This is a genomic window from Oerskovia sp. NPDC060338, assembly GCF_042726295.1.
Taxonomy (GTDB): Bacteria; Actinomycetota; Actinomycetes; order Actinomycetales; family Cellulomonadaceae; genus Oerskovia; species Oerskovia merdavium.
In genome coordinates this window covers 28,070-39,215 of sequence record NZ_JBHXCQ010000017.1, presented here as the reverse complement: position 1 = coordinate 39,215, position 11,146 = coordinate 28,070, and the positions used below count along the sequence as shown (strand labels likewise).

Below are 11,146 nucleotides of genomic sequence, written 5' to 3'. Positions count from 1 at the left end.
CGATGGTCAATCAAAAGCCGGAGGGTTCTGCCGTGGACTCTCGGAAATGGCAGCAAAAGAAAGGGTGCCGGGAGCAACGCTCGTCGCGTCACCCCCGGCACCCCCTTCGCCTCACCCGGCGGGCGGGGACGTCGCCGTCGGCCGTCAGCCCACGGACGCGAAGTCCAGCTCGTCGTCGGTGACCGCGACGACCGACCACGCGTTGCCCTCGGCGTCGCTCAACTCGTACGACGGCACCAGCACCGCGCCGCCGTCGTTCTGGTAGTGCACGGCCCAGCCCAGGCGGGCCTCGGTGATCGTCACGTCGCTCACGGGCCAGGAGATCGTGGCGCCCTCACCGGCCGTCGGGGGCACGGTCGGCTCGGTCGGCTCGACGGACGCCACGGCCGAGTCCTCCATGATGCCGACCTGCCCGTCCCGGGCGTAGGCGATCATCCCGGAGCCCGCGAACCGCGGGTCGCCCAGGCGCTCGACCGCCACGGTAGGGCTGACGACCGGGTAGTCCCCGATCGACACCGTCGGGGCCAGCGAGCCGTAGAGCGACGACAGCCCGGCACCCGAGTAGGTGAGGTTCCAGGCGAGCCCCGTGCGCTGCCCCTCGACGACCTGTGCCGCCGTGACCGACACGGCCCTGCCCTCCTCGTCGAACGACTCGGTCGTGAGCTCGTACCCCGCCGGGTCGACCCCGAGCGAGGTCAGGACGTCCCGCGCCGCCGCGATCGCTGCGTCGGACGTGGGCGCCTCGCCCAGGTCTGCCTGGCCGCACCCCGCCTGGGGGTCGACCTGCATCTCCTCGCTGCTCGGCGAGTCCGACCCCGTGCCCGGGTCCACGAGCACGCAACCCCAGGGGTCCTTGGTCGGGTCGTTGAACGACACGCTCGCCTGGCCGTCGGGCTGGAGGTTGACCCCGGGGCCCGTGCCGTCGTTCGCCCCGACGACCCACGCCCCGTACTCCTGCCGCGGCTCGCCCGCGAGGCCCAGCGCGGCCGCGACACGCGCAGCGGACTCGGCCGAGAACACGCCCGCCGCGTCGAGGGCCCACGCCGGAGCCGAGCCGCCCTCGGTCGCCAGCCCCGACGCGGTGAAGACCGTACGACCACCGAACCCGCCGAACCCGAGGCCGCTCATCTTGCTGTCGGCCGCCAGGCTCGACGCCTCGCCCTGCTCGGTCCCGGGCGCCTGCAGGGTGATGGGTGCGTCCGCGGTCGAGGCGATCGACCCGGAGCCCCCGCCGCTCGCGCTCCCCAGCGCGTACCCGCCCACGCCGAACGCGAGCACGCCCGCGACCGCGGCAGCGGCCGTGAGCGGGAAGCGGCGACAACGCCGCGCGCGGTGCACGGCCAGCTCGTCGGGCAGGTCGGCGTCTGCCGCCTCGACCTCCGGGGGCAGCGCGCTGCCGCCCGACGACGGCAGGACCGTCCGCGGTGCGGCCTCGCTCGGGGCCGGCGCGCCGGACAGGTGCGCACGGACCGTCTCGTCCTTGGCCGCGATGGCCCCCAGGTCGGGGGTCGCCGTCGCGGCCGGGTCGGCGTCGCGCACGCGCTCGTACGCCTCGTCGCGGGGCTCGGGGGCCGGTCCAGGGGTACGGTCGTCGGTGCTCATCGGGAGCCTCCAGCTCGTCGATCCGGGGGCCCGGATCCTCTACCTCGTCTGTGTCGTCAGCTCTCCGGGTCTTGCACCGGGCGAAGCGTCGGCGTCGCCGTCCGGGCACGGACCTGCACGACCGGCACCTCGCCCGTGTCGCCCGCCCTGGCCTGGGCTGCCCAGGCCTCGCGCAGGCGCGACCTTGCCCGCGACAGCGCCGCGTCGGCGCCGCCTCGGCTCACTCCGAGGATCTCGGCGAGCTCGTCCCCGGAGACACCGTCCCAGGCGTTGAGGAGCAGGATGCGGCGGTCGCGGGACGAGAGCGCCGCGAGCACCCGGCGGACGTGGTCGTCACCGAGCGCGAGGGACATCGGGTCGACGTCGTCGGGCTCCTCCGGGACGTCGGCCACCAGGACCGGGCGCAGCTTGCGCCGGTGGTTCGCGAGGACGAAGCCCGCCGTGCGGTAGAGCCACGGGAGCTCGGCCTCCTCGGGGACGTCCGCGCGGCGCCGCCACGCGGTCGCGAAGACCTCGGCCGTCAGGTCCTCGGCGTCCGGGCCCGCCCCACCGACCTGGGCGGGCAGGCGACGGCGGAAGTACCGGTACACCGCCGTCGTGTGCGCGGTGAACAAGGCCTCGAACCAGGCGTCGTCGCGGGGCGGGGGCGTCACAGGGGCTCCAGGTGGGATCGCCGGCATCATCACCCTCCCTGTGTCGTGGCCGGGCGACTCCTTGCACCACGACGCGGTCCGAGTGCCCTTCCAGCCACGATCATGCCTCTACCCTGGGCACATGAGCGCCCCCGACGCCGCCGTCCCGACGCCGCAGCCCGCCACCCGTCCGACGAAGCGCAAGGGGCGCACGGCAGGGTGGGTGATCCTCTCCCTGTTCCTCCTGCTCGTCGCGCTCCTCGTGTGCGGCGCGCTCCTGGCGCGCGACGCGCTCGCGGCCCGCTCCTCGCTCACCGAGGCGATCGAGAAGGTCCCGGCGGTCGAGGAAGCGCTGCGCTCGGGGGACGGGGGCGCTGCCGAGGCTGCGCTGGCCGAGGTCCAGCCCCTCACCGCGGACGCGCGCGCCAGCACCGACGGCCCGCTGTGGTGGCTCGCAGGTCGCGCACCGTTCTTCGGCGCCGACGTCCGCGCCTTCTCGACCGCGGCCTGGGCGCTCGACGAGATCACCCAGGAGGTGCTCCCGCCGCTCGCAGCCGCCGCGGCCACGGTGTCGGAGGGCGGGGTCCAGGTGCACGACGGCACGGTCGACCTCGCGCCGCTCACCGCCGCGGCCCCGCAGATCGAGTCCGCGGCGGGCACCATGACCGCGGTCGTGGACCGTGTCGACGCGCTCGACGTCGCGGACCTGCACGACGAGCTCGCCGGGCCGGTGGTCGATCTCCAGGACAAGGTCGACACGCTCGACGGGCTCGTCACGACCGCGCACCGGACCACGACCCTCCTGCCCGCGATGCTCGGTGCCGGGGGGCCACGGACCTACGTCGTCATGGCCCTCAACAGTGCCGAGCTCCGCGCGCCGGGCGGCATCCCCGGCGCGTTCGCCGCGATCGGCACCGACGACGGGACGATCACGCTCACCGGGCAGGCCTCGACCAGTGCCGTGGGTCCGTTCCCCGGAGGGATCCGGCCCCTGACGCCCGCCGAGGAGAACCTGTTCGGTCCGAACCTGGCGACGTACGTCCAGGACACCGTCCTCACCCCCGACTTCCCCACGGCCGCCCGTCTGAGCGCCGACATGTGGACGGCGTCGCAGGGGCAGGAGGTCGACGGCGTCCTCACGCTCGACCCCGTCGCGCTGTCCTACCTGCTCGAGGCGACCGGGCCGGTCGACGTCGCAGGGACCACCATCGACGCGGGCAACGCCGTCTCGACCCTCCTCTCGGACGCCTACGAAGAGCTCGATCCCGGCGAGGAGACCGACGCGTTCTTCGCGGCCGTCGCGTCGTCGGTCCTGTCGGTGGCCCTGTCGGGGAGCACCGATCCGGCGAGCCTGCTCAGCGCTCTTCAACGAGCATCGAGCGAGCACCGCATGCTCGTGTGGTCGGCGCACGAGGACGAGCAGGAGCTGCTCACGGACACGGTCGTCTCGGGCGACATCGACTCCTCCGAGCGGGCCGCGGACACCGTCGGCGTCTTCTTCAACGACGCGACCGCAGGAAAGATGGACTACTACCTCGACTCGAGCGTCCAGCACGTGTCGAGCGAGTGCACCGCGTCCGGGCGCTCCGACACCTTCCGCGTGGACCTCACGTCCAACGCCCCCGCCGACGCCGCGACCGACCTGCCCTGGTACGTGACCGGTGGCGGGATCTCCGGGACACCGCCGGGAAACATCCGGACCGACCTCTTCCTCTACCCACCGCGCGGTGGACGCATCGTGAACACGACCGCCGACGGGACGTTGACCGGCAGCAAGGTCGTGGAGAATCACGGCCGCGCCGTCGCGATGCTCCAGCGCGAGCTCTCCCCGGGACAGAGCACGAGCGTCACGTTCACGGTCACGAGCGGCGGGACAGGTGGGACGAGCGCCTCGTCGGGCACCGGGCAGATCGACGTCTGGTCGACTCCGACCATCCGTCAGGGAGGCCTTGCCACCATCGAGGTGCCGGTCTGCGGGTGACGGAAAAGATCACGGCGGAGCAACAATTCTCCGCCGACAGGTTTTCACCCCGGACACCCGTCCATCTGGCACCTGATAGTCGATACCCTGACAAGCCAGGGTCCATTGACGGTACCGACGCGCACCAGAGCTTTGACCCTCCCATTCATCGACCGCCACGAACAAGACTGGTGATGACGCCATGAGCACATCAAGGACCACACTCTGGGCGCGAGGACTCGTCGTCGCAGGGCTCGTGGGTGCGACGGCTCTCGTCGGCCCCGCGGCGAACGCTTCCAGCGAGACCCCCGCCCCGACCCCGACCACCGGCGACTACGTCGAGACGACGCCGCCCCCGACGATCGACCTCACGGTTCTCCAGCCCGTGTGCGACGGCGACGTGCCCTATCTCGTGTACGACGTCGACGTGACGGGCACGCCGAACGAGACCGTCACCATCACCTGGCTCAACCCGTCGGGCGAGAACGTCGTCCAGGCCGGGCTGCCCCTCTCCGGGCGCGTCCTGTGGCCCGGGGCCACCGTGAACGCCGCTGGCGAGCCCACGGGCTGGCCGGGCTGGGTGTTCGAGGACGGTGAATGGGTCGAGGGAGGCAGCTTCGGCTGGGTCCGCCCCACGGTCGACGTCCTGTTCCAGGTCAACCCTGAGACCACGGTCTCCGTGGCCTACCCGCCGTCCAGCCCGAACTGCAACACGAACCCGCCGGGCAAGACGACACCTCCCCCGGGGACGACCGTCGACGGGAAGGTCACGACCGTGGCCAACGTCTCGGACTCCCAGGGCGGCCTTGCGGAGACCGGTGCCACCGTCGGCAAGTTCGTCGGTATCGGCGCGGCCCTCCTGCTCGTCGGTGGCGGCCTCGTGCTCGTCGCCCGTCGCGGTCGCAAGGGCAACGCCTGACGAACCCCGCAGAGCACGAAGGCCTCCGGTGTTCATCACCGGGGGCCTTCGTGCGTGCGACGACCAGGTCTCGCGTCGGCTACGCCGACGCGGTCGCCCAGGTACCCGCGTAGAGGCGGGACTCGAGCCCCTCGAAGGCCCAGCGGTCCGCGATCAGCGTGGGGCCGTTGGGCGACTCCGGGATGAACCACTGGAGCTGCTCGACCGTCATCTGCTCGGCGCCGTTCGCGTCGACGCAGCTGAGGTCGAAGCGGGTCAGGGTGCCCTTGGCGCCGTCGATCTCGACGTCCAGCGTGCTGGTCTCCTTCGACGCCCCCACCTCGAGCCTGCCCGGGCCCGGGCAGAACGCCCCCTCGGGGACGTAGGCCTGCGCCGTGTCGACCTCACCGACCGCATCACCGCTCAGGACGTCGAAGCTCGGGCACGACTCACCCTCGGGGCAGCCTCCGGCCCGCACCTGGGTCAGGCCCTCCGAGGGCTGCACGATCGACCAGTAGTCGGCGGCGAAGAGAGCGAGCGGGCCCACGTCCACGGTGTTGGTGTGCTGGCCCTCGTGCTCGTCGTGATGCTCGGCAGCAGCCGGCCCGGAACCCGAGGGGTCCGTGTCCGCCGTGGCCTTGTCCGTCGCGCCCCCGGTGCAGGCCGACGCGAGGAGCCCTACCCCCAGGACGACCCCCGCGATCGGGACGAGGCGTGCGCGGCCGGTGCGGCGTCGTCGGGCGGGCTGGGGAGCGTCCGCGACCGCAGCCGCTGGTGCGGCCGGAAGAAGGATCGACTGGTGCTTGTCCACAGGGGTACTGCCTCACTCATGTAGGTCGGCCCCGGCGCGACTCACTGGGGAGAGTCGCGCCGGGGCCTCGGACGATTTCACGCTACTGATGCCGGGCCGGGACGGAGATGAGGGGAACCCACATCCTTGCCCGCGGGGTACGGGGAATCCCGTATCCCGGGTGTCGAACCCGAGGCCGGCAAGGCTGGACGAGGACCTTGCCTGACCGACCTCGGGTCCGGTGACGGTTCAGGTCGTCAGCACACGCCGCTGTCGGCCCATGCTCCCCATTCCTTGGAACCCGGAGCCTCGCCCTGGGTCCAGTACTTCGCCGTCCACGTCCGGCCGGAGTGGCTGACCACCTTGCTGCCCGTGTACGTCTCGGTCGCGGACCAGGCCGGCGCGAGGCACGTCCCCGTCCCGCCTGTCGAGCCACCCGTGGTCCCGCCGGTCGAGCCACCCGTCGTGCCACCGGTGGGCTCGACGACCGTGACACCCCGCGGGTGGTCGTAGGTCGTCGAGTACGACACACCTCCGATCGTGACGATCACGTTCGAGAACTGCGCGATCGGCATGGTCCACTTCAGCTGGTTCGTGATGCTGCCGCCCGCGGGGATCCCGCCGAGGGGCACCGTGAACTGCGCGGTGTGGAAGTCACCCTTGAGCCCACCGACGTTCGGGCCCGTGTGCCCCTTCGTGATCGTCGCGGTCTTCATGCCGGACCAGTCGCTCATCTCACCCGTGTCGGTCGTCCCGTACTGGAACGAGATGGTCGCCCCCGCCGGGATGTCGGTCTTCGACCGGTTGGTGAAGACGACCTTCGGGTTGATCGGGTAGTTGCTGTCCCCGAGCGCGAACTGGGTGTAATCGATGCTCATGTCGATCGCCTGCTGGGGCATGACCCGGTCGGCGTTGGCCTTGGTGGCCCCGTAGGCGGTCGTGGCGCTCAGCTTCGCGTGCATGAGGTCGACCATGGTCTGACCGATCTCGTACTGCCCCTTGGTCGAGTTGTAGCCGTAGTCGCCCGCGAGCTCCCAGATCATGATGCCGCCGAGTCCCGTGTCCGCGACGTAGTCGGCCTTGGCGCCGATGGCCTGCGTGGTGTCCCCCGAGAGGAAGACCTTCTTGCTCGCGTTCCACCACCACTCGTTCTTGGTCACGGGATCGAAGTGGTGCACGTACGAGCCCGTGACCGCCGTCGGGACCTTGTAGGAGGCCGCGTAGTCGCCCGCGATGCCCTTCTGGAGGTTGAGCGCGTGCCAGATCGGGTTCACACCCGCCGGGACCGCGTTGCCCTGGGGATCGGAGTCGAACCAGAGGTTGTCGACGCCCTCGGCCCCGTAACCGCACTTGCCGTTGGTGCCCGCCGGGCACGCGAAGCCAGACGGCGGGACCGCCTTGCCCCCCATGCCGTCGACGCCGCCCTGGACTCCCTGGAACCCCCGCGTGTAGAAACCGACACCGAGATTGACCCGCCCTGCCGGCATGGCGCCGCGGAAGTAGTGCGCGGCCCAGTCGCCGTTGAGGTAGCCCATGCCCTGGTACGCCGTGTAGACGCCCGCGGCCGTGAGCTCGGGGTCCTTGCCGTCGTCGAACAACGGCGAGTTCCCGCCGACGTGCTCGTTCCACGCACCGTGCAGGTCGTAGGACATGAGGTTGACGTAGTCGAGGTACTGGACGACCTGGAAGGCCTCCATGCCGCGCAGCAACCACCCGGACGACGGCGTCGCGGTCGTCAGCATGTAGTACTCGCCGTCCTCGGCGCCCGCCCTGTCGAGCTTCTCGCGAAGCGTCTTGAGCAGGTTCACATAGCCCTGGAAGTGCTTGTCGCGCTTGGCGTCCGAGAACGCGAAGTCGTCCGGGTTGCCCGCGCCCTTGTTGGACGTGGGGTACTCGTAGTCGATGTCGATGCCGTCGAACCCGTACTGGCGGATGAACGCGACCGTCGAGTCGGCGAACGTGTCGATCTTCGCCTGGGACTCCGTCATGGTGTAGAAACCGCCGGACGCGACGCGCTTGCCGTCCGCGTCGAAGTACCCACCCGTCTCGGCCCAGCCGCCGACGGCGGGGATCACCTTGACGCCCGGGTTCGCCTTCTTGTACTTCGCGAGCAGGTTGAAGTGCCCCTGGTACGGCAGGCCCGGGTCCATCTCCGCACCGGCGACGCCCGGCCACGTCATGCCCGTCGCCGGGTTGCCCGCTGCCTGTGCGTTGACCGAGATCTTGTTGTCCGCACCCACGTGGGCGAACGCGTAGTTGATGTGCGAGAGCTTGTCCCACGGGATGTCGCTCGCGAGGTAGCGAGGCTGCCCGTTGGCACCCGTGCGCCAGCTCGAGAAGTACCCGATCACGCGGCGGTCGAGCCCGTTGGGGAGCTTCTCCCGGCCGTCGGCGTCGTAGACGTCGCAGTAGGGCACGTCGACGCCGGGGGTCTTGTACATGCCGTCGGGACGGCACGCCTCGTGGCCCGTCGCCGGGGTCACGGGCGGCGTGGCCGTCCCCGTGGGGTCGGGCGTCCCCGTGGGGTCGGGGGTGCCGGTCGGGTCGGGGGTACCGGTCGGGTCGGGCGTCCCCGTGGGGTCGGGCGTCCCTGTCGGGTCGGGCGTCCCCGTGGGGTCGGGCGTCCCTGTCGGGTCGGGGGTGCCGCACACCCCCTGGGACTCCCAGGGGCTCGTCGTCTCGGTTCCCGGGACGTTGCCCTGCGTCCACCACTTCGCGCGGTAGTTCACGCCGCCGTACGAGGCTGTCGCGGACCCGGTGTAGGTGGCCGTCGAGGACCACGCAGGCGCGCAGGCCGTGGCTGCGGTCGAGGACGTGGCGGTGGCCGTGACGACCATCGTCGCGAGCAACGCTGCCGTCGTCGCGAGGGCCGCGCCGACCCGAGCGCGGTGCCCGGTGAGTTTCACGTGCATGAATCTGCCTTCGTTGTGCGGAGCGCGGCACACGGTGTGCATGCAGCGCAGAGGACCGCAGGGCGTCACCCTGCGGGAGGAGGGGCTGGACCCGGGGTCGGTCGGGCACGAGGCGATGCCCCTGCGCGACCGACCCCGGTCCGGCGGCGGAGAGCCGCTCCGTGGGTCCCGCCGACGACCGAGCCTCGTGGGGCGTCGGTCCTCGGCGGGGGCCGGGGGTGCGAGCCGGGGGCGGGGCGGGGTAGCCCGCCCCCGGCTCGGCTGTCAGCAGGCGCCGAGCGCCTGCCACGGGCCGTACTGCTCGGCTCCGGGCACGTTGTTCTGCGTCCACCACTTGGCCGTGTACTTCTGACCCTGGTGAGAGACGGTCGCGCCGCCCGAGTAGGTCGCGGAAGCGGACCAGGCCGGTGCGGTGCACGTCCCCGTGCCCGTCGTGCCACCGGTGGAACCGGTCGTGCCGCCCGTCGTCCCACCGGTCGTGCCACCCGTCGGGTCGGTCGTGCCGCACGCGGCGACGAGCTCCCAGGGGCTCCCAGCCGTGCCGGGGGTCTCGTTCAGGGTCCACCACTTGGCCTTGTAGTTCTTGCCGCCGTGGGACACCGTCGCGCCACCGTTGTAGGGGCTGCTCGCAGACCAGGCCGGCGCGCACGTCGTCCCCGTCCCGCCCGTCGGGTCCGTCCCTGTCGGGTCGGTGCCCGTCGGGTCGGTGCCCGTCGGGTCCGTCCCGGTCGGGTCAGTACCCGTCGGGTCGGTGCCCGTCGGATCCGTCCCGGTCGGGTCACCACCGGTCGAGCCGCCCTCGACCGGTCCGGTCGCAGCGGCGCGGAACTTCGTCGCGAGCCCCTTGAGCAGCGAGCCGTCCTGGTTGCCCGTGAGGTCCCACCACATGGCCCCGCCGAGCTTCTTGCTGGCGATGTAGTCGCCCTTCACACCGACGGACCTCGGGTCGTCGAAGCTCCACCACTGGTTGCCGTCGTAGCGCCAGGAGGCCACGGATACCGGGTCGAAGTACCCCGTGCCGAGGTTCTTCAGCTTGTCGTAGTCCTCGTTGCCGGCCTCCCACGTGCCGGGCCCTGCATCGGTCGCGACGCCCCAGGGGGCCGACGACGTCGCGCCCTTCCAGCCGCGCCCGTACATCGCGAGGCCCACCGTGAGCTGCTTGGCCGGGACTCCTGCGTCGAGGTAGGCCTTGACGGCCTTGTCGACGCTGTACCGCTTGTCCGCGGGACGCGTGTCGGTCGGGTCGTCGTACAGGTTGCCCTGGTGGCCCGTGAGGGTCTTGTTCCAGGCACCGTGCAGGTCGTAGCCCTGGATGTTCCCGAAGTCGAGGTACCGGTAGTTCTCCGGGTCGTTCCACCCGCCGGACGCGATGTCGTCGGGGTTGGCCGGGAGGAACGCGCTGAGCTGGTAGTGCTTGCCCGTCGTGGCGCCGTACGCGTCGAGCTGGGTGCGGAACTCCTTGAGGAGCGCCTTGAAGTTCGCCTTGTCGTTCGCGACGTCGACGATGTTGCCGACCTCGCCGTTGAGCGAGCCGGGCCACTCCCAGTCGATGTCGAAGCCGTCGAACACGCCCGCTGCCGAACCGGCGCCACCGCGGCCGTCGACGACGGGCAGGTTGCCCTTCAGGTACAGGTCGATGCACGAGGACACGAGCTTCTTGCGGCTCGCGTCGGTCGCGGCGGCCTTGGAGAAGTTCTTGGACCAGGTCCAGCCGCCGATCGAGAGCATGGCCTTGAGCTGGGGGTTCTTGGCCTTGAGCTGCTTGATCTGGTTGAACGAGCCGGCGAGCGGCTGGTCCCAGGCGTCGGCCACGCCCGCGACCGAGTTGGCCGCGGTGTAGCCCATGCCGTAGTCGGCCCACGCGTCGCCCGCGCCGTCGGACCCGTTGGGGCCGGTCCCCTGCGCCTTGTTGGCCTCGAAGCACGTGAGGGTCTGGTGGTGGATGTTGCCGAACGCGTAGTTGAGGTGCGTCAGGTCCGCGGCGGCGCCGGAGTCCTGGAGCTCCTTCATCTTGAAGTCACGCCCGTACACACCCCACTGGGTGAAGTACGCGACGTTGCGGTAGCCGTTGATCGCGCTGTCGCCAGAGGTGGCGGTCGCGGTGGCTGCGGGGACCTGGGCTGCGGTCGCGGCGCCGGTGCCGGCGACCAGGGACGCGGCGAGCAGGGCCGTCGCGGTCAGTCCCGCGGCCACCTTCCTCGCGTGGCCTCGTGGGGTTCTCAGTCGCATGTGTCTACCTCACTGGGTGGGGGCGCTCGGCCCGGTGACCCCGGACGTCGTTGCCCAGGAACACCCCGACCCTAGGGAGCGACCACGCCCTCGTGAATCAGCGTTTCCCACATTGTTCACCTC

7 protein-coding genes are annotated in these 11,146 nt (G+C 71.3%); 2 read left to right on the top strand and 5 right to left on the bottom strand.

Translation table 11 applies throughout. The features are described 5' to 3' along the window. Window positions 1-144: 144 nt before the first annotated feature. Together ACFWGN_RS19310 and ACFWGN_RS19305 are read right to left on the bottom strand one after the other, a co-directional pair. Window positions 145-1,602, bottom strand: a complete 1,458-nt coding sequence (locus ACFWGN_RS19310) for a hypothetical protein (protein WP_377619169.1) — start codon at window positions 1,600-1,602, stop codon at window positions 145-147. 56 nt (window positions 1,603-1,658) lie between these two features. Next, window positions 1,659-2,255, bottom strand: coding sequence for an RNA polymerase sigma factor (locus tag ACFWGN_RS19305; protein WP_377619167.1), 597 nt, complete (start codon window positions 2,253-2,255; stop codon window positions 1,659-1,661). Between the two features lie 121 nt (window positions 2,256-2,376). Between ACFWGN_RS19305 and ACFWGN_RS19300 the strand changes: the two genes are divergently transcribed. After that, entirely contained in the window at window positions 2,377-4,215 is a 1,839-nt protein-coding gene (locus ACFWGN_RS19300) for a DUF4012 domain-containing protein (protein WP_377619165.1), read from the top strand. Window positions 4,216-4,396: 181 nt separating this feature from the next. Next, the gene (locus ACFWGN_RS19295) at window positions 4,397-5,113 is read left to right on the top strand and encodes a peptidase (RefSeq protein WP_191802148.1); all 717 of its coding nucleotides are present in this window, start codon (window positions 4,397-4,399) and stop codon (window positions 5,111-5,113) included. Between the two features lie 79 nt (window positions 5,114-5,192). On the opposite strand, the gene ACFWGN_RS19290 is transcribed toward ACFWGN_RS19295, so the two are convergent. From ACFWGN_RS19290 to ACFWGN_RS19280, 3 genes are all read right to left on the bottom strand, one after another. Beyond that, complete coding sequence (locus ACFWGN_RS19290; RefSeq protein WP_377619164.1) at window positions 5,193-5,903, bottom strand: hypothetical protein; 711 nt, start codon at window positions 5,901-5,903, stop codon at window positions 5,193-5,195. A 236-nt stretch (window positions 5,904-6,139) separates the two neighbouring features. Beyond that, window positions 6,140-8,794: a glycosyl hydrolase family 18 protein gene (locus tag ACFWGN_RS19285; RefSeq protein ID WP_377619162.1), complete on the bottom strand. Its 2,655-nt coding sequence runs from the start codon at window positions 8,792-8,794 to the stop codon at window positions 6,140-6,142. 264 nt (window positions 8,795-9,058) lie between these two features. After that, window positions 9,059-11,023, bottom strand: a complete 1,965-nt coding sequence (locus ACFWGN_RS19280) for a glycosyl hydrolase family 18 protein (protein WP_377619160.1) — start codon at window positions 11,021-11,023, stop codon at window positions 9,059-9,061. Between the last annotated feature and the right edge of the window lie 123 nt (window positions 11,024-11,146).